Here is a 26194-nt window from a genome sequence, read left to right on the forward strand (position 1 = left end):
CGGGGGCGGTTATAGCTACTCGGTTCCGGACTGTCTTGAGGGAGTGACAACATGGCACCCCTGCTCGCGGAGGGCGGCCATTTCCGCAATGTTGTTGCAATGTTACTTGGCTTAAAAAGCAGCCCTTCGGGATCTGGACCCAAAGCACATGCGGATATTGCTGGTCGAAGACGAGGCCGAGATGGCGGCGGCGCTGTCGCAGGCCCTGAAGGGCTATGGCATGGTGGTCGACCATGTGCCGAACCTTGCCGAGGCCGAGGAAGCGATCTCCGCCGATGTCCATGGCGCGGTCCTGCTCGACCGCCAGCTTCCTGACGGCGACGGGCTCACGCTGATCCCGAAATTACGCGCCAAGGCGGACGGCGTGCCGATCATCGTGCTGACCGCGCGCGGCGACCTCGCCGACCGCATCACCGGCCTCGACTCAGGCGCTGACGATTATCTGGCCAAACCCTTCGCGGTCGAGGAACTGCTGGCGCGGCTGCGCGCCGTGCTGCGCCGGCCCGCCGGCCTCCAGCTCGAGATCATCAAGGCCGGCCGCGTGGCGTTCGATTGCGGCCATCGCGAGGCCAGCGTCGACGGCCGCCCGCTCGAGCTGCCGCGGCGCGAGCTGCTGGTGCTGGAGACCCTGCTGCGTCGCATGGGCCGCACCGTGCTGCGCGCGACGCTGGAGGAAGCCGTCTACAATTTCGAGGACGAGATCCAGTCCAACGCGCTCGACGCCCATGTCTCGCGCCTGCGGCGCAAGCTTGCCGACGCCGATGCCGGCGTCGAGATCCACAGCATCCGCGGCGTCGGCTACCTCCTGAAGCAGACGTCATGAGCGAAACGGCCGACCACTATTGCCTGCGCTCCAAACTGAGCTGGTGGCTGGTGACGTTGCAGGCGGCCCTGCTCGCCCTGCTCGTCATCCTGCTGATCGCCGGCCTGTGCGCCTCCGGCATCCTGCTCGTGCCGCGCGACGAGGACCACGTCATCGGCATCGTGCAGGGTGCGCTCGCGCGCGATCCTCAAGGCGGCTTGATGCTGCGCCCGACACCGGATCTGAAGGAGCTGCGCGAGAACACGCCCGACCTCTGGTTCGTGGTGCGCGACCGGCAGGGCCATTCACTGTCGGAAGGTGCGGTGCCGAACGAGTTTGCCAGGATCGGTGATGCGCTCGACCAGATCAGCCAGGCGCGGCTCGGCTGGCAGATGTTCGAGGACGACCCGCGCAAGCCGCCGGCCCGCATGAAGCGCGTCAACTCCGATGCGGGACCGGTTCAGGTGATGACGGCCACGCAAGGACCGATGACGCGCGCCAAGACGGTGCTCGCCACCTCGCTGGCGTTTCTCGCCGTCGCCCTGCCCGGCCTCATGCTGATGGCCGCGGCGACCTTCGTGGCGACGCCGATGGTGATCAGGCGCGCCTTTGCCGGCCTCGAGACCGCGGCCGACGAAGCACGCCGGATCGATTTCCGCCAGCGCGGCAGCCGGCTGTCGGCGGAGCATCTGCCGCTCGAAGTCGCGCCGCTGGTGAGCGCCGTCAACGATGCGCTGAAGCGGCTCGACGACGGCTATTCGCGCCATCAGCGCTTCGTCGCCGACGCGGCGCACGAATTGCGCACGCCGATCGCGATCCTCAACACGCGGCTGGAATCCCTGCCTCCGGGCCCCGAGAAAACCCGCCTGCTGGAGGATTCGGCGCGGCTTGCGACCCTCGCCGAGCAGTTGCTCGACATCCAGCGCTTCGACCAGTGCCGCAACCCGTTCGTGCGGGTCGATCTCGTTGCGGTCGCGCGCAATGTCGCGGCCGATCTCGCGCCGCTCGCGATCGCGGCTGGCTACGAACTATCGCTCGAAACCGCAACCGACCGGGTCGAAACGCTTGGCGACCGTGCTGCGCTGGAGCGCGCGCTGACCAACCTCGTGCAGAACGCCATCCAGCATGGCGGCCGCCGTGGCACCATCACGATCCACGTCGGCAGCGCCGCGACCATCGATGTATCAGACGAAGGCGACGGCATTCCGCAGGACCAGCGCGCGCGGATCTTCGATCCGTTCTACCGCCTCGCACCGCTCGACCGCGGCGCCGGTCTCGGTCTCAACATGGTGCGTGAGATCGCAAGGCTGCATGGCGGTCACGTCTCCGTGCTCGACGGCCCGAAGGGCGGCGCGTGCTTCCGTCTCACCTTACCGCCGGCGCCGTTGGTGTCGTGATGCGCACAATGTTGCGCAATGTTCTCGCAATGCAGCTCCCGCAAACAACGCATCACGCTTCGCATCTGAGTCGAAGCGCCGCGATACTTTGCTGGGAATCCCAATGCCACATGATCTCCTGTCTTTCTTCACGGCGTGGATGGCAGCCCCCGGCCGCGTCGGCGCCATCGCGCCGTCGGGCACAGCGCTCGCCGAACTGATCACACGCGACATCACCGCTAACACCGGCCCGGTGCTGGAGCTCGGACCGGGCACCGGCGCGTTCACCTACCAGCTGCTGAAGCGTGGCGTGCGCCAGCAGGATCTCACGCTGATCGAATACGGCTCGGATTTCATGCGGCTGTTGCAGCTGCGTTTCCCCGGCGCGCGCGTGCTGTGGATGGACGCGGCGCGGCTGGCCTCGGAACGGCTCTACGACGGCGCGCCGGTCGGCGCCGTGGTCAGCGGACTGCCGCTGCTCAACATGTCGCCGCGCAAGGTGATGGCGATCGTCGGCGGCGCGTTCAGCTATCTGCGTCCCGGCGGCGCCTTCTATCAATTCACCTACGGCATGCGTTGTCCGGTGCGGCGGCCGATCCTCGACCGGCTCGGCCTGCGCGCCACGCTGGTCGACCGCGCCATCCTCAACGTGCCGCCGGCCGCAGTCTACCGGCTGACGCGGCGCCCGCAACACAGATTGATGACGCGCGACGCCGCGCCGGCGGCCGGTGCAGATGTCTTACCGATCAAGAAAGAACGCCGGGCCAGCGAGGACTGCGCCGCCGTCTGACGGCGCAGCTGATGGGCCGCTTAGACCAGCCGGCTCTGCTTCGCTGCCGCCTCGATGAACGACGCGAACAGCGGGTGCGGTTCGAACGGGCGCGACTTCAGTTCGGGATGGAACTGGACGCCGATGAACCACGGATGGTCCTCGTATTCGACGATCTCCGGCAGCACACCGTCGGGCGACATGCCGGAGAAGCGCAGGCCGTGCTGCTCGAGCCGGTCCTTGTAGGCGGTGTTGACCTCGTAGCGATGGCGGTGCCGTTCGGAGATTTCGGTCGCACCGCCATAGACCTGCGAGACCCGGCTGCCGCGGTTCAGCGCCGCAGGATAGGCCCCTAACCGCATCGTGCCGCCGAGATCGCCGCTCTGCGAGCGCTTCTCGAGCTCGTTGCCGCGCAGCCATTCGGTCATCAGGCCGACCAGCGGCTCCTTGGTGGGGCCGAACTCGGTCGAGTTGGCCTCCTCGATGCCGACCAGGTTGCGCGCCGCCTCGATGACAGCCATCTGCATGCCGAAACAGATGCCGAAATACGGCACGTCGCGTTCGCGCGCGAACTGCGCCGCGCGGATCTTGCCCTCGGCGCCGCGCTGGCCGAAGCCGCCGGGCACCAGGATGCCGTTGACGTGCTCGAGGAACGGCGCCGGGTCCTCGTTCTCGAACACCTCGCTCTCGATCCAGTCGAGATTGACCTTCACCTTGTTGGCGATGCCGCCATGCGAGAGCGCCTCGATCAGCGACTTGTAGGCGTCCTTCATGCCGGTGTACTTGCCAACGATCGCGATCGTCACCGCGCCTTCCGGATTGCGGACGCGCTCGTTGATCACGTTCCAGCTCTGCAGCGCCGGCGGAATCTTCGCGGTGATGCCGAACGCGGCCAGCACCTCGTCGTCGAGGCCGGCGGCGTGATAGGCCTCCGGCACCGCGTAGATGTTGTCGACGTCGCGCGCCTCGATCACCGCGCTTTCGCGCACGTTGCAGAACAGGCCGAGCTTGCGGCGCTCTTCCTTCGGAATCTCGCGGTCGGTGCGGCACAGCAGGATGTCGGGCTGGATGCCGATCGAGCGCAGCTCCTTGACCGAGTGCTGCGTCGGCTTTGTCTTGAGTTCGCCGGCACTTGGAATGTACGGCAGAAGCGTCAGGTGAATGTAGACGGCGTGATCGCGCGGCAGCTCGTTCTTGAGTTGGCGGATCGCCTCGAAGAACGGCAGGCCCTCGATGTCGCCGACGGTGCCGCCGATCTCCACCAGCACGAAATCGTACTCGTCGTTGCCATCAAGCACGAATTCCTTGATCGCGTTGGTGACGTGCGGGACCACCTGGATGGTGGCGCCGAGATAATCGCCGCGGCGCTCCTTGGTGATGATGTCCTGATAGATGCGCCCGGTCGTGATGTTGTCGGCCTTGGTGGCCGGACGACCGGTGAAACGCTCGTAATGGCCGAGATCGAGATCGGTCTCGGCGCCGTCGTCGGTGACGAACACTTCGCCGTGCTGATACGGCGACATCGTTCCGGGATCGAGGTTGAGATAGGGATCGAGCTTGCGAAGGCGGACTTTGTAGCCTCTGGCCTGCAGCAGAGCGCCGAGCGCCGCTGAAGCCAGACCCTTGCCGAGCGAGGAGACCACGCCGCCGGTGATGAATATGTACCGCGCCATGGGACTTTACCTTTAATCCGCTTGCTGCGATTCGCAAAACGAATCGGCTGTTCCCGGCAAACAAATCACCGGGCTGTGGGTTACGTTAAACTGAGAGCGATTTCAGAGCATTAATGGGGGTTCTGGATGCAGGATGCCAGCGCCGTATCCTGCATGGCCACCCCGCTTTATTGCGACCGTGGCGCCTGCGGACCGCTCGGAGCCTGCTGGCCCTGCTGCTCGTCGGTTTTCTTCAGCGAATCGAGGATGCCGCCGGAGGTCGGGGGCGTCAGCGGCGTGCCGCTGGCCGGCTGGGTCTGCTGCGCCGGCGCGCCGGTGCCGATGATCGAGCTCGGCTTGCGGTCGTAGCCCGCGTACCAGGACAGGAACAGGCTGGTCACGAAGAAGCCGACCGCGAGGATCGCGGTGGTCCGCGTCAGCAGGTTCGCGGTGCCGCGGCTCGACATGAAGCCGGCACCGCCGCCCATGCCGAGGCCGCCGCCTTCGGATTTCTGCAGCAGCACGGCGCCGATCATGACGGCAACAATCATGAGATGAATGATGATAACGACAGTCTGCATCGCAAGCCTTCCGTCACAAGCCGCCAAGCGGCCAGACAAACGGCGCTATCGGCTTTGCGGGTTTCGTGAAAGTCGCGCCCTGTTACACGATTGCACCGGGCATTGTCACCCCCGAGATAGTCGCAACGGCCGACATCACAAGCAGCACAGGCGGCGCTTGCCGGGGCCCTTGATCGGAACCGGTCAATTCCACTATAATCGACGTATGGATACTTTAGTAGACGACCTGAGCCAGCGCCTGGCGCAGCGGATCCGGCTCGAGCGGGATGGCCGCGGCTGGTCGCTGGCCGAGCTTGCCGAACGCGCCGGCGTCTCGAAAGCGACGATCAGCAAGATCGAGCGCGCCGAGGTCAGCCCGACTGCGGTCGTGCTGGTGCGGCTCGCCTCGGCGTTCGACCTCACGCTGGCCGGCCTGATGCTGCGCGCCGAGGGCGAGGGCGAACGGTTGTCGCGCGCCGCCACCCAGCCGTTGTGGCGCGATCCGGAAACCGGCTATCTGCGCCGCCAGGTGTTCAGCCGTCCCGACCATCCGGTCGAGCTGGTGCGGGTCGAATTGCCGCCGAAGCAATCCGTCACCCTGCCCGCCTCGTCCTACGCCCATATCCGCCAGCTGGTCTGGGTCTTAAGCGGCAGCCTCGTGATCACCGAAGGCGGCGCGCGTCAGGTGCTCGCGAGCGGCGATTGCTTCGGCTTCGGCCCGCCGGCGGAAACCACCTTCGCCAACGAGACCAACACCGGGTGCACCTATGTGGTCGCCCTGGCCCGGAGCTGACGCATGCCGCAGTTTTCGATCAAGCCGCTCGCGGACGGGCCCGGCATTCGCAGCGCGCTCAGCGGGCTGTTGATCGAGACCGTCGCCAGCGGCGGCTCCGTGAGCTTCATGCACCCGCTATCGCCGGGCGATGCCAATGCGTTCTGGCAGGACTCGCTCGGCGCTGCCGCGCGCGGCGAGCGCATCGTGCTCGGGGCATTCGACGGCGACGATCTGATCGCGACCGTGACGCTGCTGCTCAAGCTGCCGCCGAACCAGCCGCATCGGGCGGAAATTGCAAAAATGATGACGCGGCCCAGCCACCGCAACCGCGGCGTCGCGACCGCATTGCTGCGCACGGCCGAGCGGCTCGCGATCGAGCACGGACGCACGCTGCTGGTGCTCGATACCGCGGTCGACGACGGCGCCGCGCCGCTCTACGAGCGATCGGGCTTTCACCTCAGCGGCATCATCCCGGACTACGCGCTGAAACCGCATGGCGGGCTCACGGGGACGATGATCTACTGGAAGCGGATCGGCGCTGCTGCAACCTAGCCCGAGGCGTCATTGCGAGGAGCGAAGCGACGAAGCAATCCATCGATCCACATGTGCGGTGAAATGGATTGCTTCGCTTCGCTCGCAATGACGTGGGTGGAGCGCCGTCCTCCTAACACCCCGCGGCGATTGCCAGGAAGTCCGACGCCTTCAGGCTGGCGCCGCCGACCAGCGCGCCGTTGACGTTGGCGACGGCCATCAGCTCGGCCGCGTTCGACGGCTTCACCGAGCCGCCATAGAGGATCCTGATCCTGTTTCCCTCGGCCTTGAAGCGATCGGTGAGCTGACCGCGGATAAACCGATGAACGTCCTCGACATCTTTAGCGGTCGGGGTGAGGCCGGTGCCGATCGCCCAGACCGGCTCATAGGCCACAACCAGATTGGCCGCGGTCGAGCCGTCGGGCAGCGAGCCCGCAAGTTGGGTGCCGCAGACATCGAGCGTCTTGCCGGCATCGCGCTGCTCGCGGGTCTCGCCGATGCACACGATCGCGGTCAGTCCGGCGCGCCAGACGGCCTCCGCCTTCTGCCGAATCAGGGCGTCGGTCTCGCCATGGTCGGCGCGCCGCTCGGAATGGCCGACGATGATGGCGACCGCGCCGAGATCCTTGAACATCTCCGCCGAGAGATCGCCGGTGTGGGCGCCCGATGGCTTCGGATGGCAATCCTGGGCGCCGACGGCAACCTTCGAGCCGCGTGCGTTGTCGGCGAACGCCCCGACCAACGTCGCCGGCGGACAGACCAAGAGATCGGCCTTGGCAGCGACGTCGCCGGCGCCGGCCAGCATCGCGTCAAATTCGGCAAAGGAGGATTTCAAGCCGTTCATTTTCCAGTTGCCGGCGATCAGCGGCCGGATGGCGTCGGTCATGTCGGATTTTCCCATCGTTCAAGCGTGCCCCTGCGCTACCAGAGGCGGACGGCGACTTCCAGAGCGCGGCTTGACGCCCGCTGTGGGCGTGCAGCGCGTTTTCGAGCCAAGCTCGCACCGGTTCGCGTGAAGAAAACGCGTCCGAACAAGAGCCTACCCGCTTCAATCCGCCCCCTCACCCATGGTTGCGGGGGGGCTTCGGCCACTTTATAAGCGTTTTCAATTCGGTGACGCCCTGCTGCCGGACCAAAAGTCCCGACTTTCGGTCCCATTTGGGCGCGACCGGTTCCCCTCCTGTAAAACAAGTTGGACCCATGCTTCGAGGAATGCGGAAAGCCTCATCAAACTGGCTCGGCAAGACGATTATGGCCGTGGTGATGGGCGTTTTGATCGTCAGTTTCGGGATCTGGGGCATCGCCGACATTTTCAAGGGGTTTGGCCAGTCGACCTTCGCCAAGGTCGGCGGGACCGAGATTTCGGCCGAGCAGTTCCGCCAGATCTATACCGACCGGTTGCAGCAGCTTGGCCGCCAGTTCGGCCGTCCGCTGACCCCGGACCAGGCCCGCGCCTTCGGCATTGACCGCCAGGTGCTGCAGCAGACGCTCGCGGAAGCAGCCCTCGACGAGGAGGCGCGCCGCATGGGCCTCAATCAGTCCGACGCCGAGGTGCTGCGCACGATCTACAACGATCCGAACTTCAAGGGCCTCAACGGCCAGTTCGATCCGCAGCGCTTCCAGGCCGTGATCCGCAATTTCGGCTACACCGAAGGCCGCTACATCGCCGAGCAGCGCCGCGTCGGGCTGCGGCGGCAGATCGCCGGCACCGTCTCGTCCGGGATCGAGCCGACCAAATCGATGGTCGAGGCGCTGACCCGCTTCCAGAACGAGCAGCGCTCGATCGATTTCGTCACGCTCGGTGCCGCACAGGCCGGCACCATCGATCCGCCCTCGCCCGAGGCGCTCGCTGCCTATTTCGAGGACCACAAGGTCCAGTTCCGCGCGCCCGAATACCGCAAGATCGCCTTCGTCGCGATCACGCCCGAGGAAATCGGCAAGTGGGAAACGGTGTCGGATGAGGATGCGAAGAAGCTGTTCGAGGAGCGCAAGGACCGGCTCAGCAAGCCGGAGAAGCGCGAGGTCTCGCAGATCGTGTTCCCGGACGCCGGTGAGGCGCAGGCCGCCCGCGCCCGCATCGCCTCGGGCACCTCGTTCGACGACATCGCCAAGGAGCGCAACCTCAACCCGGCCGACGTCAATCTCGGCCTGGTCGCGAAGTCGGCGATCCTTGACCCCGCGGTCGGCGATGCCGCCTTCGCGCTGCCGGCAGGCGACGTCAGCCAGCCGGTGCAGGGCCGCTTCGGCATCGCGCTGGTCAAGGTCGGCAAGATCGAGCCGGGCGTGACCCCGACCTATGAGAGCATGGCGCAGCAGGTGAAGAGCGAGATCGCCGCCGAGCGCGCCCGCACCAAGGTCGCCGAGCTGCGCGACAAGATGGAAGACGAGCGCGGCGGCGGCTCCAGCGTCATCGATGCGGCGCAGAAGCTGAAACTGGCCGCCGTCACGATCGACGCGGTCGACCGCTCGGGACGTCTGCCGAACGGCCAGGTCGCGACCAACATTCCGCGCGGCCTCGACGTGGTGTCGCAGGCCTTCAACAGCGACGTCGGCGTCGACAACGACCCGATCTCGTTCAACAACGGCTATGTCTGGTACGACGTGCTCGGCATCACGCCGTCGCGCGAGCGCACCCTCGACGAGGTGCGCGACCAGGTCGAGGCCAAGTGGCGCGAGGACCAGATCTCCGCCAAGCTGCGCGCCAAGGCGACCGAGATCGTGCAGAAGCTCGACGGCGGCGCCAAGCTCGCCGACGAGGCGGCTGCGGCCGGCGTCAAGGTCGAGACCGCGGCGAACTTCCGCCGCGAGGCAACGCCGCCCAACGTGCCGGCGGGCGTGATCGCGGCCGCGTTCCGCACCGCCAAAGACGGCGACGGCCAGACCTCGGTCGCCGGCGGCAGCCAGTGGGTGGTGTTCCGCGTCACCGACGTTACGGTGCCGCCGGTCGACTTCGCCTCCAACGAGGTCAAGCAGCTCACCGAGGCGTTGAAGCGCTCGCTGAGCGACGAGCAGGTCGCGCAATATGTCAGCAAGATCGAGTCCGACATCGGCGTGACCGTCAACGAGGCAGCCTTCGCACAGGTGACAGGCGCGAATAATTGAGCATGATCCGGACAGCGCGACGGCGCGCTGTCCGGAGATCAAGCTCCAACAACAGACCCTGAGCCAGCGAATGGACGACCTGAAATCGATCATCGGAAAAGTCGCCACCGGCGCCACGCTGACGCGTGAAGAAGCGGCATCCGCCTTCGACAGCATGATGTCGGGCGACGCCACGCCCTCGCAGATGGGCGGGCTGTTGATGGCGCTGCGGGTGCGCGGCGAGACCGTCGAGGAGATCACCGGCGCGGTGAGCGCGATGCGCGGCAAGATGCTGCCGGTCAAGGCGCCGGCCGAGGCGGTCGACATCGTCGGCACCGGCGGCGACGGCTCCGGCTCGGTCAACGTGTCGACCTGCGCGGCTTTCATCGTCGCCGGCGCCGGCATCCCCGTCGCCAAGCATGGCAACCGCGCGCTGTCGTCGCGCTCCGGTTCGGCCGACGTGCTGGCCTCGCTCGGCGTCAAGATCGACCTGACGCCCGAACAGGTCGGGCGCTGCGTCAAGGAGGCCGGCATCGGCTTCATGTTCGCGCCCGCGCATCATCCGGCGATGAAGAATGTCGGCCCGACCCGGGTCGAGCTCGCCACCCGCACCATCTTCAACCTGCTCGGGCCGCTGTCGAACCCGGCGGGCGTCAAGCGGCAGATGGTCGGCGTGTTCTCGCGGCAATGGGTGCAGCCGCTGGCGCAGGTCTTGAAGAACCTCGGCTCCGACAAGGTCTGGGTCGTGCACGGATCCGACGGCCTCGACGAGATCACCCTCACCGGCCCGACCTTCGTTGCCACGCTCGAGAACGGCGAGATCAGGACGTCGGAAGTCACCCCCGAGGACGCCGGCCTCGGCCGCGTCGGCGGCGAGGCGCTGAAGGGCGGCGATGCCGATGCCAATGCGATCGCGCTCTCCAGCGTGCTGAACGGCAAGCCGAGCGCCTATCGCGACGTCGCCTTGCTCAACGCCGCCGCAGCGCTGATCGTGGCCGGCCGCGCCAAGGACCTCAGGGAAGGCGTGGCGATCGGCGCGCAGTCACTCGACAGCGGCGCTGCCGCGGCGCGGCTCAAGCACCTGGTCGCGGTTTCCAACGGGTGAGCATGATCCAAAAAAGTGGGAACCGGTTTTTCGAATCAGACCATGAGCAAGCAAGGCGTTGAGTGATGTCCGACATCCTGGCCAAGATCGAGGCTTACAAGCGCGAGGAAATCGCCGCTGCAAGGCGCGCGCGTCCGCTCGCCGAGGTCGAGGCGCAGGCCAAATCGGCCTCGGCCCCGCGCGGCTTCGTCCGCGCGCTTAGGGACAAGCACGCACGCGGCGACTACGCGCTGATCGCGGAAGTGAAGAAGGCCTCGCCCTCGAAAGGGCTGATCCGTGCCGATTTCGATCCGCCTGATCTCGCGAAGGCCTATGAAGCCGGCGGCGCGGCCTGCCTGTCGGTGTTAACAGATGCGCCCTCGTTCCAGGGCCATCTCGACTTCATGGTGGCAGCCCGCGCGGCGACCAATCTGCCGGTGCTGCGCAAGGATTTCATGTTCGACACCTATCAGGTCGCGGAAGCGCGCGCCCATGGCGCCGACTGCATCCTGATCATCATGGCCGCGCTCGACGACGCCGTTGCCAGGGAGCTCGAGGATGCCGCGCTGTCCTATGGGATGGACGTGCTGATCGAGATCCACGACCGCGCCGAACTCGACCGCGCCTTGAAACTTCGCTCGCCGATGATCGGCGTCAACAACCGCAATCTGCGTACCTTCGAGACCACGCTCGCGACCAGCGAGGCGCTGGCGCCGCTGATCCCGCGCGACCGCTTGATGGTCGGCGAGAGCGGCATCTTCACACCTGACGATCTCGCCCGCCTCGAGCGCGTCGGGATGTCGACCTTCCTGGTCGGCGAGAGCCTGATGCGCCAGCAGGACGTCACCGCGGCGACCCGGACCCTGCTGACGCGGCCGACCGCGCCGCGGGCCACCGGCACGCGCTGACGCGATGGCGCGGAAGACCAAAGCCAAGAGCAAGGCTGCAAGCAAGGTTGCAAGCAAGGCTGTGACCAAGGCCGAGCCGACCGGCACGGCCCTCACCCATATCGACGCCAAGGGTGAGGCGCGCATGGTCGACGTCTCGGCCAAGCCCGCAACCGAGCGGACCGCCGTCGCCGAAGGCCGCGTCCTGATGAGCAAGGCCACGCTGACGCTGATCGAGCAAGGCCGGGCCAAGAAAGGCGACGTGTTGGCGACCGCACGGATCGCCGGCATCATGGCGGCGAAGCGAACCTCGGAATTGATCCCGCTCTGCCACCCGCTGGCGCTGAGCAAGGTCACGATCGATATCGCAACCGACCGCAAGCTGCCCGGCTGCATCGTCCGCGCCAGCGTCAAGGTGACCGGGCCGACCGGCGTCGAGATGGAGGCGCTGACCGCGGTTTCGGTCGCGTGCCTGACGATCTACGACATGATCAAGGCGGTCGAGCGCGGCGTGCGCATCGAAGGCATCCATCTGATCGAGAAGATCGGCGGCAAGTCCGGGCACTACCGCGCCGGCGAGTGACCGCGCGCGTCCGGTCACTTCAATGAGCTGCTGATCGTATTGAAGGTACCCGAGAGCTTGGCACCGACGCCTTTCACCGCGGCAATGATCGCGATGGCGATGCCGGTTGCGATCAGCCCGTATTCGATCGCGGTAGCGCCGGTCTCGTCGGCACAAAAACTCTGCACAAGCCTCTTCATGATGACACCCTCACGCCCGGGAATTTCGCGCAACCACACGCAAACAACGTGCCGACGCCGACATCGAGCCGCCCCATCGACTTAGATCGTAAACAGATGATTGCAGCGGCCTTGCGCCCGGCAAAGGATTCCGCGTCGCACGTGTCAATCGGCAGAATCTGCAGTTTCGCTTCGGGAACTTATTGTCCTGATATCGATCAGCGCCGAGGCGATGTGGCCGACCTGCGACGTTCGTAGCGTCGACGCAGTACGTCGTGGCCCCCCACGAATAGCCGCAACCGTTCGTTAACCAGTCTCGCTAACTGGCGCTCCATTTCGTTTGGATACGACTTTCGCGGGCCGGAGGTGCATGAAAGCTACTTCCGGGTGAAACGCGGGGATCCGATTGCGCCAGATGAATCCAAACGGCAGCGCGTCATTCAATATCACCTCGGTGATCGGCAGCGGTCCGATCCGCTGGCTGATCCTTGGCGGCGCCGTGCTGATGGCCGCGATCGCGATCGGCGCGACCCTGATGGCCGAGAATTTCCGCGAGCGCGCCCTGCACAACAGCGAGCGTGAGCTCGAGAACACCGTACTGCTGCTGGCGCGGCATTTCGACCAGCAGCTCGATGATCTCGAGGTGGTGCAGCGCGACCTGATCGCGTTCATGCGCGATAACGGGATCGCGACGCCGGAGAATTACAAGCGGCGGATGTCGGCCGCCGACATCCATGCGATGCTCAAGTCCAAGATGGAGGCGCTGTCCAATGTCGGCAGCCTCAACGTGTTCGACGCCGACGGCGCGCTGATCAACAGCTCGGGCGCCTGGCCGCTGCCGCAGGTCAACATCGCCGACCGCAGCTACTTCCAGATCTTCAAATCGAGCCCCTATTCGCCCGACATGCAGGTCGCGCCGGTGGTCAGCCGCGTCAACGGCGGCTGGACCACGGTCATCGTCCGCAAGGTCACCGGCCCGAATGGCGAATTCCTCGGCGTGGTCGGCCGCGGCATCGAGCCGGCGACCTTCGAGAAATTCTTTGCAACCGTTGCGCTCGGCGAAGGTGCCGCGATCTCGATGCACCATCGCGACGGCACGCTGCTGGCGCGCTATCCGCATGTCGAGGAGCTGATCGGGAAGAATTTCCGCAGCGGCCCCGCCAACCAGCAGCAGGTGTTCGAGCTGCCAGCGAGCACCACACGGTTGCCCAGTCCGGTCGACGGCAAGGACCGACTGTTGTCGTCGCGGGCGTTGACCAAATTCCCGATCGTCGTGGTCGCGACAACCACCACGGAAGCGGCGCTCGCCAATTGGCGCGAGCAGATCGGCATCCTGATCGCGGTGACCAGCATCTCCGTGCTGGCGATCGCGATCCTGCTGACGCTCGTGGTGCGCAAGCTGGTGCAGCAGCATCGCGCCCAGCAGCAGCGCCTGACCCTGGAGAAGCTCCGGCTCGACACCGCCGTCAACAACATGACCCAGGGCCTGCTGCTGTTCGATGCCGCGCAGCGCCTGGTGATCTGCAACAAGCGCTATATCGAGATGTACGCCCTCTCCGCCGACATCATCAAGCCCGGCTGCAGCTTCCGCGACGTCATCGTGCATCGCCACCTGACCGGCTCGTTCCAGGGCGATGTCGAGCGTTACGTCAACCTCGTGCTGCGCGACGTCGGCGTCCGCAACACCATGGTGATCACGACGCCGGACGGGCGCTCGATCCAGGTCGTCAACGAGCCGCTCGCCGACGGCGGCTGGCTTGCCACCCACGAGGACGTCACCGAGCGCCGCCGCGCCGAGGAGCGCATCACGCACCTTGCCCACTACGATGCGCTCACCGACCTGCCGAACCGCGCCCTGTTCCACGAGGAGATCAAGCGCGAGCTATCGCATGTCACACCAGACAGCCAGCTTGCCGTGCTCTATATCGACATCGACGAGTTCAAGGGCGTCAACGATTCGCTCGGCCACATGGTCGGCGACGAGCTGCTCAAGTCCGTTGCCAGGACGCTGAGCGGCGTGATCGGCGGCGGCGATTTCGTCGCACGCCTCGGCGGCGACGAATTCGCGATCGTGCAGACCGGCGTGAAGAGCGAGATCGAGGTCACCGACCTCATCGCGCGCATCTACGAGGCGATCCGCTCGCCCTATCAATGCCTCGGCCACCAGGTCACCACCGACGCCAGCATCGGAATCGCGATGGCGCCGAAGGACGGCACCGATCTCGACCAGATCATGAAGAACGCCGACCTCGCGATGTATGCAGCCAAATCGGCCGGCCGGCGCGTCGCGCGCTTCTTCGAGCCGGCGATGGACGCCGACGCCCGCGCCCGCCGCGAGCTCGAGATGGAGCTGCGGCAGGCCATCGCGGCCGGCAGCGGGCTCGACGTGTATTACCAGCCCTGCGTCGACCTGCGCAGCAACGAGATCACCGGCTGCGAGGCGCTGGTGCGCTGGCGGCATCCGGTGCGCGGCATGATCTCGCCGGCCGAGTTCGTGCCGATCGCCGAGGAGACCGGGCTGATCAACCAGCTCGGCGAATGGGTGCTGATGACGGCCTGCAAGGAGGCCGTGAACTGGCCCGACCACATCAGGCTCGCCGTCAACGTCTCGCCGGTCCAGTTCAAGAGCGGCACGCTGGCGCTCAAGGTGATCGCGGCGCTTGCGGCGTCGGGCCTGTCGGCCGGGGGGCCGGCTCGAGCTCGAGATCACCGAGGCGGTGCTGATCCGCGACGACGAGACCGCGCTCGCCGCGCGGCATCAGCTCCGCGCCATCGGCATCCGGATCGCGCTCGACGATTTCGGCACCGGCTATTCGTCGCTGAGCTATCTGAAGCGCTTCCCGTTCGACAAGATCAAGATCGACCGCTGCTTCGTCACCGACATCGCCGACCCGCAGGGCTCGGCCGGCATCGTCGAGGCCGTCGTCAATATCGCGGCCGAGCGCAGCATGACCACGACCGCGGAAGGCGTCGAGACCGCCCAGCAGCAGCAATTGCTGCGCGAGCTCGGCTGCTCGGAAATGCAGGGCTATCTGTTCAGTCCGCCGAAGCCGGCGGCACAGATCCGCGAGCTGCTGGCCGGCCACCGCCACGGCCCCGCGGCGGGCGCGGGCGCCACACGCCGGCGCAAACCTGTCGCCGGCGCGGCGTAGGCTTCGCTACATAGGACTCGTCATGCCCGGGCTTGTCCCGGGCATCCACGTCTAATGCATCCGCTTCGGGAAAGTCGTGGATGGCCGGGCCAAGCCCGGCCATGACGTGTAGAAAGGTTCGTCTACTAACTAGTTCGGCACCGGCCGCTTCTGCGCGGCCTTGGTGTCGGCGTTCTTGGCGTCGGCGTTGACGGTGACGCCGCGCAACTGGTTGAAGGCCGCGGCCAGCGCCTTGTCGTTCTTCTCGTCCGGCGGGACGTAGGACTGCGAGCCGGACTGAATTACGGTGACAGTGCATTTAATTGGCACGTCCGTGCACCATGCGGCATGGCTCGCCTTGCCCGTGTCGTGATCTCCGGTTGCCCCCACCATGTCACGCAGCGTGGCAATGGACGCGCGCAGACCTTCTTTGGCGACAACGACTGCGCTCTATCGCGACCTGCTCGCCGCCCATTGCGCCGCGGCCGGCGTCGAGGTGTGGGCGTGGTGCCTGATGCCGAACCACGTTCACCTCATCCTGGTGCCGTCCGATCCCGACGGGCTGCGCCGCGCACTGGCGCGCGTGCATCGCATCTATGCCGGCACGATCCAGGCGCGGCGCAAACGCACCGGTCATTTCTGGCAGGGCCGGTTCGGCGCCGTCGCGATGGACGAGCCGCATTTCGCGGCGGCGCTGCGCTATGTGTCACTCAATCCCGTGCGGGCGCGTTTGGTGCAGCGTGCGCAGGACTGGCGCTGGTCGAGCACGCGGGCGCATTTGCGCGGCAAGGACGACGGCATCACGGCGCTGGCGCCGGTGCGCGATCGCTTTCCGGATTTCGCCGATCCTGGCATGCGAACCGGAGGCGGATCTGTTTGAGAGGCTACGCGCCGCGGAGAGCATCGGGCGGCCGCTCGGTGACGAGCGTTTCCTTGCCCGCATCGAGCGCAAGACGGGCCGCATTCTCAAACCAGGCAAACGCGGGCCTAAGGCGTCTGTGGAGCAGCACGATTGAGCGCGTGTTAAGTGCACTGTCACCGTAATTGCTCTGCGCTGAATTCAACCTATCAACTCAGACTTCAGACGTACTACTCTGTTGTAACCAATCAACCGTTTACCGTATATACCAGCCGTCCCATTGGGACTGTATTAGCCGACTATTTCGTCCGATGGGGCGTGCGTACGGCACCGATTCGCTGAGGAGCCTAGCGATGGAGTACAAGTTCACCCGCCATCAAGTGCCGAGGAAAGCTCGACCAGACGCTGAAGCGGCGGGTAAGATCTACCTAATCAAGAACGTCAAGGAACTCCGCGCGACGTATCAAGTACGCCTACTTGCGTTCAACGCGTCGACGACCGGGAGGAAGCTGATTCTGAAACTGCCGAAGAAATCCCGGTTGGCTCCATCCCTGAAGGAATTAATACGCGATCTGCCAAATGTCATTAAGCGGGAACCTCTTTGATGGGCCTTTATCTTTGTGTTTTTGCCGATGACGAAGACATCGCGGGTGTCGAAGTTGGCTCCTACGCCGATTTTGATTTTTTTCGAAGCTATGTGGTCAACGAGCTGGAAGGTGGCAAAGCAGGAACCAGATTTCCAACGCTGATCTTGCATTCGGATTGCGATGGAGAATGGAACGTTCTGGAGTGCAAGAAGCTCGCGGACGAACTGGATGCGGTTGCGGAAGATGCGAGACAGCGACCGGCTGTGGCGTTTCCGTCGGAATGGCAACGGACGGTTGCCAGATCGATAGGTCTTGCGCCGAGAAATGCATTAGAATCGTTCATTGATGTTGACGGAGAGCTCCTAGTCGAGAGAATGCGAGGATTGGTTGATGTTGCACTAGAGCGGCAATTGCCGATCCTCTTCCAGTAGATGCCTCGACGTCATGTTCCGCGCCGATATCCGCGATGTTGCGGACGCTGCGGACGCTGCGGCGCTGGCTCGACAGGCAGCCGAGATTATAGAGCCGCATAATCCGGAATTACGGTGACAGTGCACTCAATTGAGGACCACGCGCTGACGTGCACCATGCGGCCCGTGTCGTGTCCGCGGTTGCTCCCACCACGTCACAAAGCGTTGCAATGGCCGCGCGCAGACCTTCTTTGGCGATGGCGGCTATGCGCTTTATCGAGCGCCAGCCGCCATCGGCTCCTTTGCATGGGGTTGTTTTCCATATTTTGGCAGCACACCCCTGCGACGGCAGCTGCGCAACGCGCGCCCGATGACAGGCTCGGCGCAATCCGGGACCTCGCCTCCGGGAGACCGGTCCCGGATTTCGCTTCGCTCCATCCGGGCTACACAGCTCAGCGCCTAGTTCGGCACCGGCCGCTTCTGCGCGGCCTTGGTGTCGGCGTTCTTGGCGTCGGCGTTGACGGTGACGCCGCGCAGCTGGTTGAAGGCCGCGGCCAGCGCCTTGTCGTTCTTCTCGTCCGGCGGGACATAGGACTGCGAGCCGGTCTGCTCGGCGCCCTCGGCCGAGAGATGGCCGCGCATCGAGGCCTCGCCCTTGATCTCCGAGCGGGTCTTGAACTCGTCCGGCACGTCCTGCAGCACCTCGATGTCGGGCTTGATGCCAAGCGCCTGGATCGAATGGCCCGACGGCGTGAAGTAGCGCGCCGTGGTCAGCGCCAGCGCGCCGTTGCCGGTGCCGAGCGGGATGATGGTCTGCACCGATCCCTTGCCGAACGAGCGGGTGCCGATCAGGGTCGCGCGCTTGTGGTCGTGCAGCGCGCCGGCGACGATCTCGGAGGCCGAGGCCGAGCCGCCGTTGATCAGCACCACCAGCGGCTTGCCCTTGGTCATGTCGCCGCCATGGGCGGTGAAGCGCTGGGTCTCTTCCGGATTGCGGCCGCGGGTGGAGACCACCTCGCCGCGCTGCATCAGGGTCGAGGTCACCGACACCGCCTGGTCGAGCAGGCCGCCCGGATTGTTGCGCAGGTCGATGACATAGCCGTCGAGCTTGTCCTGCGGCACCTGCTTCTGGATATCCGTGATCGCCTTGCGCAATCCGTCGGTGGTCTGCTCGTTGAACGAGGTGATCCGGATATAGCCGATGTCGTTGCCCTCGACGTGATACTTCACCGGGCGGACGCGGATGATCTCGCGGGTGATCGAGAGCTCGATCGGCTTGTCGGCGTCCTTGCGCACGATCTTCAGCCGGATCGAGCTGTTGGGCGCGCCCTTCATCTTGTTGACGGCCTGATCGAGCGTCATGCCCTGGATCTGGTCGTCGTCGATCGAGGTGATCACGTCGCCCGACATGATGCCGGCGCGCGAGGCCGGGGTGTCGTCGATCGGCGCCACCACCTTGACGAAGCCGTCCTCCATCGTGACCTCGATGCCGAGCCCGCCGAACTCGCCATGCGTGGTCTCCTGCATCTCCGCCCAGCCCTTCTCGTTCATGTAGCGGGAGTGCGGATCGAGCGAGGAGATCATGCCGTTGATCGCCCCTTCGACGAGCTTGGAGTCCTCGGGCTTCTCGACGTAGTCGGTCTTGACCTTCTCGAACACCTCGCCGAACAGGTTGAGCTGCGAATAGGTGTTGGAGTTGTCGGAATGCGCGGCGGCATTGGCGACGGCGAACAGATGCGCCCCCTGCGGCGAGGCCACGAGCAGGGTGAGACACGCTCCCGCAACCGTCCCGAGGAAGAAGCCAACATGTTTGCGCATTATCCGTGATCCCTTCGCTATCGGCCGGCAACGTTTCGCAACATTCGGCCCGCCTCACCCCGACGCGGGGCACCACACAACGGCTTTTTGGTCGGATCAAGGCCGCTTCGTCACCGGACCATTACGGTCCTGTCACAAGGCCCCGATCGGCGCCAAATCAGCACTTAGTCAGGCACTTGGCCGGCCTCAAGTCAGCTCCCGGTCGGCCTCTGGGCCAGTTTCCAGCAATCCGTTCTGCCAGGTCGAGGGCCGGGTGCCGAATCCGCGCTTGGCCCTGGTGCCTAACCAATAGCCAAACTGCGGAGGAACATTGCGAAATGGCCCTTCAACCCCGAGTTTCAATGCCGCATCCATCGGCCAGTTGGGGTTATTGAGGATTTCCCGGCCGACCGCGATCAAATCTGCTTGTTTGTCACGCAGGATCCGCTCGGCCTGGTCGCCGTGAATGATCAAGCCGACCGCCATGGTCATGATATCGGCGTGGGTGCGGACATATTCCGCCAGCGGCACCTGATAGTTGTATTTGATCTCCTTGCCCAGGATCGGCGCCATCTCGCTGATTCCGCCCGACGAGCAGTCGATCACATCGACGCCCCTGGGCTTGAGGATGCCCGCCAGCCGGGCGCTCTGCTCCGGACCCCAGCCGGCATTGTCCTCGACCGACAGCCGCACGAACAGCGGCTTGTGCTCCGGCCAGTGCGCGCGCACGGCCTCCGTCACCTCGATCAGGAAGCGCATCCGGTTCGATTCGGTGCCGCCATATGCGTCACTGCGCTGGTTCGAACGCTCCGAGAGGAATTCATGCACGAGATAGCCGTGGGCGCCGTGCAATTCCAGCACCTCGAACCCGGCTTCATGGGCGCGCCGCGCCGCCTGCCCCCAGGGCCGCGACGAGGTCTTTCACCTCGTGCGTTTCCAGCGCCCGCGGCACCGGCCAGCGCTCGCTATGGGCGATCGCGCTCGGCGCCACCGGCGTCCAGGCATCCCAATCCTCGATCGCCGCAGAGCGTTCGAGCGGACGGTCGCCCTCCCAGGGCCGGCTCGCACGCGCCTTGCGGCCGGAATGGCCGAGCTGGATGCCGGCGACCGCGTTCTGCTGCTTGATGAAGCCCGCGAGGCGGCTGAGCGGCGCGATGAACTTGTCGTCCCAGATGCCGAGATCGCCGACCGTGCCGCAGCCGCGGCGCTCGACCTTGGTCGATTCGACGATCACCAGACCGGCGCCGCCGGCGGCGAACTTGCCGGCATTCATCAGGTGCCAGTCGGTCGGGAAACCCTTTTCGGCCGAATATTGATGCATCGGCGGCACCACGATGCGGTTCTTCAGCGTGACGCCGCGGATGGTCATCGGCGAAAACAGCAGCGTCTCGGACATCGCTTCCTCATTTGACGGGCCCGGGCGCGCCGGGTCGATCTTGTATTTGCCGCCGACGATATACGCGCTGCGCTGGGGCCGATAGGGGCCGGCGGAGCACGCGGAAGCAGCCATTGTCCCACCGATGCAGCGCGGGCTCGTCGGCAATCGTGTGTTCCATCGCGACAAATTCCTCCGCGCACAGGAAATGATCGTCGCGAAACGTGTTGTCCCCGGCAACCCAGGGAGGACTCTCATGAGGACCAGCACGATCGCGCTGCTCATCGCAGCCACCATGGCAACGGCGCCGTTCGCGGCCGCGCAGAACCTGCAAAACGAGGCCGACAAGGGCGCCAAGACGCGCAACTCCGGTGAATCCGGCTATGTCGGCGACCAGCAGCGTCCCGGAGCGGCCGCCACGCCTCCGGGCCGCCCCGATGCCACGACGGGTTCCACGGAGGCCGCGACATCTCCGAGCGCCCAGAATTCCGGCACCGGCATCAGCGGGGCGCCGGGCAACAAGAACGGACCGGCGGCTCACGACCAGAGCACGGTTGGCTCGAGCTCGCAAAACCTGCACGTCCGGGAGCAGGATCCGTCAAACGTCAAGGGATTGCCCGGCAACAAGAGCGGTCCGCCGGCAAAACGCTGAGCGAGTGACGTTGAGGTCAACCGGAGCGGCGCCGCGCGAGACGTCACTCGCGCGACGAGCGGTCTTGCTATTGAGCGGTCTTGCGGATTGCGGAGACGTCGGTCGGGCAGCCGGCTCCGCAATCGACCGATCTCTTCTGGTCGGCAACGCGCCACACCAGCAACGCGACCAGCACAATGACGGTGACGGTGAGCTTGGCCAATGCGTCGTGATTCAATGTCGGCTCCGAACAACAATCGGCATCAAGAAAGAAACCCGCTGCAAACACATGGCCGGCACCGACGGCGATCGGTCCCGCTCGAGTCGCATTCGACACGAGTTGATTGACGTCATCATGATACGGTCCTGGCGCGGCCTGCAACCGTCCCGCTCCGCATGGCAGCACGGCATCGAGTCCCGCGGCAGTTCCTTCAGTCCCAGTGCTTACGTCGCAAAGCAGCGAAGTTCCACGCGCAGCTGAGTTGGTTGACCGGAAGCCCTTAGCCCATATGGGCTACGTTCGCGGCGAAGTCGTCGCTGCGACGGGCGAACTCGTCCAGAATGTCCTGCAGCGGCCGAAGTGTATGAGACGCTATTTCGTTTTTCGCCGCGGGCGCGAAAAGCCGTTCCAAATATCCATGGCTTGACGCGGAAAACCGTTTCCAACCACGAAACGTAGCCCGGATGAGCGAAAGCGAAATCCGGGGGCGCTCCATCGACTCAACCTGGGCCTTACCCGCATGTCGCGGAGCGCCCGTTCGCGCGACCCGTTGGTCCATGCGGGTTACTTCGCAACCTCATACACATCCGGATCGTAGCTCGAATTCGGATGGGCGAACGCGTGGCGCAGTGCGGGCGACATCGGCACGTTGTAATTGATGCCCTTCGGCGGCGTCGGCTGCTCCAGCCACTTGCTGTACATCACCCCGATCTGCGGGCTCTGGTAGAGCTCCGCGGTGGCGCGGTCGGCGAGCGCCTTGAACGGCGCGTCGTCCCGGCGCAGCATGATGCCGAACGGCTCCGCCTTCGAGAACGCCTCCTCGCTGATCATGTAGAGCGCAGGCTCCTTCGACCGCGCGATCGCGACCGCGAGCTGGACGTCGTCGAGCGCATAGGCCTGGGCGCGATCGGTCTCCAGCATCAGGAACGCCTCGGCCTGGTCCTTGGCCGGCAGCACGTTGATGCCGAGCTTGCGCTCGGTATTGACCTTGATGAGCTGCGTGAGGTTGACCGAGCCCGCCACGGCGGTGACCGACTTGCCCTTGAGATCGTCGATCCCGTTGATCCCGGCCGATTTCTTGGCGGCAAAGCGCGTCGCGCTCAGGAAGTGGGTGTTGGTGAAGGTCACCTGCTTCTGGCGCTCGGCGCTGTTGGTGGTCGCCGAGCAGTGCAGATCGAGCGTGCCGTTGACCATCAGCGGGATGCGATTGGACGAGGTCACCGGCAGATAGTCGACCGCGATATCGGGCATGCCGAGCTGCTGCTTCACCGCGTCGACGATCTTCAGGCAGATATCGAGCGCAAAGCCGATCGGCCGCGCATTGTCGTCGAGATAGCTGAACGGAACCGAAGCTTCCTGAAAGCCGAGCGTGATCTTCTTGGTCTCCTTGATCTTCTGCAGCGTGCCCGACAGCTCCTCGGCCGCCGCAGGGCTTGCGGCGAGCGTGAGAGCGAAAAGGACGGCGGGCAAACGCATCTTGCGGCTCCTGTGCGGGGATCAGGCGGTCCTGATAGCGCACAGATGAGCCGGGAACCAGATAACGCCGTGTCTAGCAGCTATCGCAGTTTGCGATGGTCGGTCGGCCTACCGCTGCGCGCCACCGTCCAGCAGGCGGTCGCCGATCAGATGCACCGCGCCGCGGGTCCAGGAATAATCGGCGCCCATCCGCAGGCCGCTGTCGCCACGCGCGACGACCGCGCCGCTGCGGGCATCGCGCACCTGGAAGCCGACCGTGTATTCGGTCCGGCTGACCCGCCTGATCACGCCGATCAGCGATTGATCGGCGCCGAGTTGTTGCGCAATCGCCGCCTCGCAACCGTCGCAGTCGCGCAGCGCGCGCGCCTTGACCGGCTCGGCGGTCACCGCGCCGGTGTCGACCAGGCGGTAGCGCCCGGATTGCGCAATGCGGTCGCGCACGCCCTTCGTCACCTCGGCAAGAGTGGCCAGGTCGGAGCCGGCAACCCCGGCGACCGGTGTCGCGGAAGTATCCTCGAGCTCGAACTCGAACACCGCAAGCCCGGTCGGTGCCGCAGCGGCAGCCGCGTCCGGCGGCAGCGCCGCCGCGAGGGCGTCGCGCACCTCGCGCGACACGAACATCGCGGCGTGGTCCCACGCCTCATCGGTGTCGCCACGGAACGTATAGAGCTTCTCGTACAGCACCTGGCTCGCGCTGACGTCGATCACCGCGACCTTGGCCCATTGGACCAACGTGCTCATCTTCTGCACGCCGCCGATCACCTTGATCCGGGCCTCGCCCGCGGGCGCCGTGGGCGCGACCAGCCGATAGCGCGGCTCCGCGGCGACATCGGCGCGCAGCTTCTGCACCAGTGCCTCGAGCCGCTTCTGGTGCGCGGCGGCCTGGTCGATCACCTCGCCCGACGTATCGAGATAGCTGAAATCGTCGATGCTGACGCCGAGCGGGGCCCCCGCCGCCGCCCCGGCGGTGCCGGCGCGCAGCGGACAGATTCCGGCCAGCAGGCCGATCAGGGTAACGGAGAGCAAGACGAGGCGGGACTGGCGCATGGTCGGTGGCCTTTCAGCTGTTGGTGCGGGCGGCTCGCTCGCAATCTAGGCCGGCGGGCCTGCGCGCCGGAGCGGCGCGCCTCCCGGCCGACGCCGGGAAAATTTCACGACGACGATCCGCGGCCGAAGAACGCCCATGGCGGCGCTTCTCGGCGCTTCCGTTCTGCCGTTTAATATGCGGGACGGCCCTGCCCGCGACCAGGCGCCAGCGGCCGTCTGCGACCCCTTGAGGATGCGCCGATGTGGATTTGGTCCGGAAGCGATCTGAAGCTGCGGCTGACGCTGTGTGTGGCCGCGGTGACGGCGCTCTGCTTTGCCGCCATCGCCGGCTACTTCCTGATCGAGTCCGATCGCGCGGTGCGCGCCAGGATCGCGGCCATTGCCGACGTCACCGCCAAGACGCTGGAGTTGCAGCAGAGCAAGATCCAGTGGCTGAACAACCCGCGCGCCGAATTCCCCGATCTCGACAGCGTTGCCGGCTCGGTCATGGCGCCCGGCCTGTGCCTGGCCTTTCGCAGCACCAGCGGCGAGATCAGCCAGCGCTTCTGCGGCGGGGCGCAGACCGATGCGGCCGCGCCGCCGCAGGTCTTCGCGGCGCTCTATCGCCGCCTGTTCGATCCCGGCCGCGAAGCCGTCCGCCCGGTGGTTTCGCGCGGCCAGGCGATCGGCCAAGTGATCGGCGAGGCCGTGGTCTGGGTCGATCCGGCTGTGCTGACCGCCGAGGCCTGGCACGATGCCGGTCGCCTGATGGCGGCGCTGCTGATCGCACTGCCGCTGCTCTGTGCGCTGGTCTATGCGGCGCTGGCGCGCGCGCTGCGTCCGACGCGTTTGATCCGCGACGGGCTCGAGCGGATCGCCAGAGGCGACCTCGCCGCGCGCCTGCCGCCATTCGACCTCGCCGAACTGTCGGCGATCGGCGACGTCTTCAACCAGCTCGCCGAACGCCTCGCCACCGCGCTCTCCGAGCGCAGCGCGCTGACGCAAAAACTGATCCTGGTGCAGGACGAGGAGCGCCGGCACCTCGCGCGCGAGCTGCATGACGAATTCGGGCAATCGCTGGCCGCGATCCGCGCGCTCGCCGCCTCGGCGCGCCTGACCGCGGTTCAGGATTGTCCGCCTTTGCTCGCCGAATGCGACGGCATCGCGCGGACCGCGACCGACATGATGGAGACGTTGCGCGGCGCCCTGTTCCGGTTACGCCCGCCCGATGTCGACGAACTCGGACTTGCGGCGAGCCTCGAGGGCCTGATCGCCGGCTGGAACGGCCGCAGCCGGGGAGCGCCGCAATTCGAGATCGCCATGGCGGGATCGTTCGAGCGCATTCCCACCTCGGTCAGCGCCAATCTCTACCGCATCGTCCAGGAGGCACTCACCAATGCGGCCAAGCACGCCGGCGCCACCCGCGTGACGCTGCGGCTTCAGATGCGCGAGGCCGCGCCAGGCCATGCCGGCGAAATCGCGCTGGCGATCGAGGATGACGGCCGGCCCGGCGATTCCCCGATCAAGTCCGGCATGGGCCTGCTCGGCATGCGCGAACGGGTCGCTGCGCTGGGCGGACGGCTGAGCTTTGAGACCGGACAGCCCGCTGGCTCTTCGCTCCGCGTCACCGTTCCCGTCGCAGCCGGCCCGGGCGTCGCTCCGGTGGAATACGCGGCATGAGCAATACAGCGCGAACCATCATGCTGGTCGACGACCATGCCGTCGTGCGCGAGGGCTACCGGTCGATGCTGCAGAAGCAGCCGGGCCTCCGTGTCGTCGCCGAAGCCTCCGGCGGCGCCGAGGCCTATCGTCTCTACAAGGAGACCGGGCCCGACCTCGTGATCATGGACCTGTCGATGCCCGGCATCGGCGGCATCGAAGCCATCCGGCGCCTCCGGCAATGGGACAAGCACGCAAAAATCCTGGTGTTCACCATGCACCAGAACGCGGCCTTCGCCGTGCAGGCGATCCGCGCCGGCGCCAGCGGCTACGTCACCAAGACCAGCCCGCCGGAGACGCTGGTGCACGCCGTGATGGATGCGCTGTCCGGCAAGATCGCGATCAGTCCTGACATCGACCACCAACTCGCGCTCAGCCGCCTCGCCGGCGAGACCGCCGCCGCCGACCTCTTGACTGCGCGCGAGTTCGAGGTGCTGCGCATGTTGCTCGCGGAGAAAACCACCGAGGAGATCGCCGGGGCGCTGCACCTCAGTCCCAAGACGGTCGCCAACCTGCATTCCCTGGTCAAGGACAAGCTCGGCGTCGGCACCGATATCGAGCTGGTCCGCCTCGCGCTGCGGCAGGGCATCCTGACGCGGATCGATCTGGGCGAGTGCTGAGCCCGGTTGGTTGTGCCTGGGCCGTTCGACCAGCGACAGAGCGCGTCCTCATCTGGAACGCGGCTCCCATCCCGGTTGTTGTATG

Annotated in this window: 25 protein-coding genes and 2 pseudogenes; 16 read left to right on the forward strand and 11 right to left on the reverse strand. The window is 65.9% G+C overall.

All coding sequences use genetic code 11. The features are described from left to right. Positions 1–148 precede the first annotated feature (148 nt). The 3 genes from ACVMB0_RS27220 (at position 149) to ACVMB0_RS27230 (ending at position 2968) form a co-directional block, all read left to right on the forward strand. Entirely contained in the window at positions 149–823 is a 675-nt protein-coding gene (locus ACVMB0_RS27220; RefSeq protein ID WP_461348251.1) for a response regulator transcription factor, read from the forward strand. Continuing rightward, the gene (locus ACVMB0_RS27225) at positions 820–2199 is read left to right on the forward strand and encodes a sensor histidine kinase (protein WP_461348252.1); all 1380 of its coding nucleotides are present in this window, start codon (positions 820–822) and stop codon (positions 2197–2199) included. The genes ACVMB0_RS27220 and ACVMB0_RS27225 overlap by 4 nt, the downstream gene beginning before the upstream one ends. A gap of 103 nt (positions 2200–2302) precedes the next feature. After that, the gene (locus ACVMB0_RS27230) at positions 2303–2968 is read left to right on the forward strand and encodes a class I SAM-dependent methyltransferase (RefSeq protein WP_461348253.1); all 666 of its coding nucleotides are present in this window, start codon (positions 2303–2305) and stop codon (positions 2966–2968) included. A gap of 20 nt (positions 2969–2988) precedes the next feature. On the opposite strand, the gene ACVMB0_RS27235 is transcribed toward ACVMB0_RS27230, so the two are convergent. Together ACVMB0_RS27235 and secG are read right to left on the reverse strand one after the other, a co-directional pair. Then, positions 2989–4620 (reverse strand): CTP synthase, encoded by a 1632-nt coding sequence (locus ACVMB0_RS27235; RefSeq protein ID WP_050402461.1) that lies wholly within the window; start codon positions 4618–4620, stop codon positions 2989–2991. Positions 4621–4787: 167 nt separating this feature from the next. Further along, a complete protein-coding gene (gene secG, locus ACVMB0_RS27240) occupies positions 4788–5180 on the reverse strand; it encodes a preprotein translocase subunit SecG (protein ID WP_456754649.1) in 393 nt (130 codons plus the stop codon). A 205-nt stretch (positions 5181–5385) separates the two neighbouring features. Here secG and ACVMB0_RS27245 point away from each other — a divergent pair, with 205 nt between their 5' ends. Both ACVMB0_RS27245 and ACVMB0_RS27250 read left to right on the forward strand, forming a co-directional pair. Continuing rightward, entirely contained in the window at positions 5386–5952 is a 567-nt protein-coding gene (locus ACVMB0_RS27245; RefSeq protein WP_461348254.1) for a helix-turn-helix domain-containing protein, read from the forward strand. 3 nt (positions 5953–5955) lie between these two features. Continuing rightward, positions 5956–6486 (forward strand): GNAT family N-acetyltransferase, encoded by a 531-nt coding sequence (locus ACVMB0_RS27250; RefSeq protein WP_461348255.1) that lies wholly within the window; start codon positions 5956–5958, stop codon positions 6484–6486. 112 nt (positions 6487–6598) lie between these two features. Here ACVMB0_RS27250 and tpiA read toward each other — a convergent pair whose 3' ends face one another. Then, positions 6599–7351 carry a triose-phosphate isomerase gene (gene tpiA, locus ACVMB0_RS27255; protein WP_461348256.1) on the reverse strand — a complete coding sequence of 251 codons (753 nt, stop codon included), beginning with the start codon at positions 7349–7351 and terminating at the stop codon, positions 6599–6601. A 314-nt stretch (positions 7352–7665) separates the two neighbouring features. Between tpiA and ACVMB0_RS27260 the strand changes: the two genes are divergently transcribed. From ACVMB0_RS27260 to moaC, 4 genes are all read left to right on the forward strand, one after another. Beyond that, a complete protein-coding gene (locus ACVMB0_RS27260) occupies positions 7666–9567 on the forward strand; it encodes a peptidylprolyl isomerase (RefSeq protein WP_456798023.1) in 1902 nt (633 codons plus the stop codon). Between the two features lie 70 nt (positions 9568–9637). After that, positions 9638–10651, forward strand: a complete 1014-nt coding sequence (gene trpD / locus ACVMB0_RS27265) for an anthranilate phosphoribosyltransferase (protein WP_456754644.1) — start codon at positions 9638–9640, stop codon at positions 10649–10651. A gap of 65 nt (positions 10652–10716) precedes the next feature. After that, entirely contained in the window at positions 10717–11538 is an 822-nt protein-coding gene (trpC, locus tag ACVMB0_RS27270) for an indole-3-glycerol phosphate synthase TrpC (protein ID WP_461348257.1), read from the forward strand. Between the two features lie 4 nt (positions 11539–11542). After that, on the forward strand, positions 11543–12100 hold the full coding sequence (gene moaC, locus ACVMB0_RS27275) for a cyclic pyranopterin monophosphate synthase MoaC (RefSeq protein ID WP_461348258.1): 558 nt from the start codon (positions 11543–11545) through the stop codon (positions 12098–12100). Between the two features lie 14 nt (positions 12101–12114). On the opposite strand, the gene ACVMB0_RS27280 is transcribed toward moaC, so the two are convergent. After that, on the reverse strand, positions 12115–12279 hold the full coding sequence (locus ACVMB0_RS27280; protein WP_461348259.1) for a Flp family type IVb pilin: 165 nt from the start codon (positions 12277–12279) through the stop codon (positions 12115–12117). A 394-nt stretch (positions 12280–12673) separates the two neighbouring features. On the opposite strand from ACVMB0_RS27280, the pseudogene ACVMB0_RS27285 reads away from it, so the two are divergent. Then, positions 12674–15410, forward strand: a pseudogene (locus ACVMB0_RS27285) (bifunctional diguanylate cyclase/phosphodiesterase). 129 nt (positions 15411–15539) lie between these two features. On the opposite strand, the gene ACVMB0_RS27290 reads toward ACVMB0_RS27285, so the two are convergent. Then, complete coding sequence (locus ACVMB0_RS27290) at positions 15540–15719, reverse strand: hypothetical protein (RefSeq protein WP_456754640.1); 180 nt, start codon at positions 15717–15719, stop codon at positions 15540–15542. Positions 15720–15819: 100 nt separating this feature from the next. Between ACVMB0_RS27290 and ACVMB0_RS27295 the strand changes: the two genes are divergently transcribed. The 3 genes from ACVMB0_RS27295 (at position 15820) to ACVMB0_RS27305 (ending at position 17266) form a co-directional block, all read left to right on the forward strand. Further along, positions 15820–16269 carry a transposase gene (locus ACVMB0_RS27295; RefSeq protein ID WP_456754639.1) on the forward strand — a complete coding sequence of 150 codons (450 nt, stop codon included), beginning with the start codon at positions 15820–15822 and terminating at the stop codon, positions 16267–16269. A 332-nt stretch (positions 16270–16601) separates the two neighbouring features. After that, positions 16602–16853, forward strand: a complete 252-nt coding sequence (locus ACVMB0_RS27300) for a hypothetical protein (RefSeq protein ID WP_456754638.1) — start codon at positions 16602–16604, stop codon at positions 16851–16853. Beyond that, the gene (locus ACVMB0_RS27305; protein ID WP_456754637.1) at positions 16853–17266 is read left to right on the forward strand and encodes an Imm70 family immunity protein; all 414 of its coding nucleotides are present in this window, start codon (positions 16853–16855) and stop codon (positions 17264–17266) included. Before ACVMB0_RS27300 ends, ACVMB0_RS27305 begins: the two co-directional genes overlap by 1 nt. 438 nt (positions 17267–17704) lie before the next feature. Here the strand turns inward: ACVMB0_RS27305 and ACVMB0_RS27310 are convergent, their stop codons facing one another. From ACVMB0_RS27310 to ACVMB0_RS27320, 3 genes are all read right to left on the reverse strand, one after another. Then, on the reverse strand, positions 17705–19063 hold the full coding sequence (locus tag ACVMB0_RS27310) for a S41 family peptidase (RefSeq protein ID WP_461348260.1): 1359 nt from the start codon (positions 19061–19063) through the stop codon (positions 17705–17707). Between the two features lie 186 nt (positions 19064–19249). Beyond that, on the reverse strand, positions 19250–19903 hold the full coding sequence (locus tag ACVMB0_RS27315) for an oxidoreductase (RefSeq protein ID WP_461348261.1): 654 nt from the start codon (positions 19901–19903) through the stop codon (positions 19250–19252). 13 nt (positions 19904–19916) lie between these two features. Beyond that, entirely contained in the window at positions 19917–20552 is a 636-nt protein-coding gene (locus ACVMB0_RS27320; RefSeq protein WP_461348262.1) for an oxidoreductase, read from the reverse strand. A 331-nt stretch (positions 20553–20883) separates the two neighbouring features. Here ACVMB0_RS27320 and ACVMB0_RS27325 point away from each other — a divergent pair. Next, positions 20884–21069 (forward strand): annotated as a pseudogene (locus ACVMB0_RS27325) (hypothetical protein); the annotation flags it as partial. Positions 21070–21136: 67 nt separating this feature from the next. Here ACVMB0_RS27325 and ACVMB0_RS27330 read toward each other — a convergent pair. From ACVMB0_RS27330 to ACVMB0_RS27340, 3 genes are all read right to left on the reverse strand, one after another. Then, positions 21137–21430 (reverse strand): hypothetical protein, encoded by a 294-nt coding sequence (locus ACVMB0_RS27330; RefSeq protein ID WP_461348263.1) that lies wholly within the window; start codon positions 21428–21430, stop codon positions 21137–21139. 402 nt (positions 21431–21832) lie between these two features. Continuing rightward, on the reverse strand, positions 21833–22744 hold the full coding sequence (locus ACVMB0_RS27335) for an amino acid ABC transporter substrate-binding protein (RefSeq protein ID WP_461348264.1): 912 nt from the start codon (positions 22742–22744) through the stop codon (positions 21833–21835). 108 nt (positions 22745–22852) lie between these two features. After that, positions 22853–23791: a DUF3280 domain-containing protein gene (locus ACVMB0_RS27340; RefSeq protein WP_461348265.1), complete on the reverse strand. Its 939-nt coding sequence runs from the start codon at positions 23789–23791 to the stop codon at positions 22853–22855. A 240-nt stretch (positions 23792–24031) separates the two neighbouring features. On the opposite strand from ACVMB0_RS27340, the gene ACVMB0_RS27345 reads away from it, so the two are divergent. Both ACVMB0_RS27345 and ACVMB0_RS27350 read left to right on the forward strand, forming a co-directional pair. After that, complete coding sequence (locus ACVMB0_RS27345; RefSeq protein WP_461348266.1) at positions 24032–25450, forward strand: HAMP domain-containing sensor histidine kinase; 1419 nt, start codon at positions 24032–24034, stop codon at positions 25448–25450. After that, the gene (locus tag ACVMB0_RS27350) at positions 25447–26109 is read left to right on the forward strand and encodes a response regulator (RefSeq protein WP_456754630.1); all 663 of its coding nucleotides are present in this window, start codon (positions 25447–25449) and stop codon (positions 26107–26109) included. The genes ACVMB0_RS27345 and ACVMB0_RS27350 overlap by 4 nt, the downstream gene beginning before the upstream one ends. Positions 26110–26194: the final 85 nt, after the last annotated feature.

The sequence above is a fragment of the Bradyrhizobium sp. USDA 4451 genome (assembly GCF_054822585.1).

Excerpts from the sequence above, each read along its gene's own strand:
- ACVMB0_RS27220 (WP_461348251.1), top strand. The coding sequence starts at position 149 with ATGCGGATATTGCTGGTCGAAGACGAGGCCGAGATGGCGGCGGCGCTG.
- ACVMB0_RS27225 (WP_461348252.1), top strand. The coding sequence starts at position 820 with ATGAGCGAAACGGCCGACCACTATTGCCTGCGCTCCAAACTGAGCTGG.
- ACVMB0_RS27230 (WP_461348253.1), top strand. The coding sequence starts at position 2,303 with ATGCCACATGATCTCCTGTCTTTCTTCACGGCGTGGATGGCAGCCCCC.
- ACVMB0_RS27235 (WP_050402461.1), bottom strand. The coding sequence starts at position 4,620 with ATGGCGCGGTACATATTCATCACCGGCGGCGTGGTCTCCTCGCTCGGC.
- secG (WP_456754649.1), bottom strand. The coding sequence starts at position 5,180 with ATGCAGACTGTCGTTATCATCATTCATCTCATGATTGTTGCCGTCATG.
- ACVMB0_RS27245 (WP_461348254.1), top strand. The coding sequence starts at position 5,386 with ATGGATACTTTAGTAGACGACCTGAGCCAGCGCCTGGCGCAGCGGATC.
- ACVMB0_RS27250 (WP_461348255.1), top strand. The coding sequence starts at position 5,956 with ATGCCGCAGTTTTCGATCAAGCCGCTCGCGGACGGGCCCGGCATTCGC.
- tpiA (WP_461348256.1), bottom strand. The coding sequence starts at position 7,351 with ATGACCGACGCCATCCGGCCGCTGATCGCCGGCAACTGGAAAATGAAC.
- ACVMB0_RS27260 (WP_456798023.1), top strand. The coding sequence starts at position 7,666 with ATGCTTCGAGGAATGCGGAAAGCCTCATCAAACTGGCTCGGCAAGACG.
- trpD (WP_456754644.1), top strand. The coding sequence starts at position 9,638 with ATGGACGACCTGAAATCGATCATCGGAAAAGTCGCCACCGGCGCCACG.
- trpC (WP_461348257.1), top strand. The coding sequence starts at position 10,717 with ATGTCCGACATCCTGGCCAAGATCGAGGCTTACAAGCGCGAGGAAATC.
- moaC (WP_461348258.1), top strand. The coding sequence starts at position 11,543 with ATGGCGCGGAAGACCAAAGCCAAGAGCAAGGCTGCAAGCAAGGTTGCA.
- ACVMB0_RS27280 (WP_461348259.1), bottom strand. The coding sequence starts at position 12,279 with ATGAAGAGGCTTGTGCAGAGTTTTTGTGCCGACGAGACCGGCGCTACC.
- ACVMB0_RS27300 (WP_456754638.1), top strand. The coding sequence starts at position 16,602 with ATGGAGTACAAGTTCACCCGCCATCAAGTGCCGAGGAAAGCTCGACCA.
- ACVMB0_RS27305 (WP_456754637.1), top strand. The coding sequence starts at position 16,853 with ATGGGCCTTTATCTTTGTGTTTTTGCCGATGACGAAGACATCGCGGGT.
- ACVMB0_RS27310 (WP_461348260.1), bottom strand. The coding sequence starts at position 19,063 with ATGCGCAAACATGTTGGCTTCTTCCTCGGGACGGTTGCGGGAGCGTGT.
- ACVMB0_RS27320 (WP_461348262.1), bottom strand. The coding sequence starts at position 20,552 with ATGGCTGCTTCCGCGTGCTCCGCCGGCCCCTATCGGCCCCAGCGCAGC.
- ACVMB0_RS27335 (WP_461348264.1), bottom strand. The coding sequence starts at position 22,744 with ATGCGTTTGCCCGCCGTCCTTTTCGCTCTCACGCTCGCCGCAAGCCCT.
- ACVMB0_RS27340 (WP_461348265.1), bottom strand. The coding sequence starts at position 23,791 with ATGCGCCAGTCCCGCCTCGTCTTGCTCTCCGTTACCCTGATCGGCCTG.
- ACVMB0_RS27345 (WP_461348266.1), top strand. The coding sequence starts at position 24,032 with ATGTGGATTTGGTCCGGAAGCGATCTGAAGCTGCGGCTGACGCTGTGT.
- ACVMB0_RS27350 (WP_456754630.1), top strand. The coding sequence starts at position 25,447 with ATGAGCAATACAGCGCGAACCATCATGCTGGTCGACGACCATGCCGTC.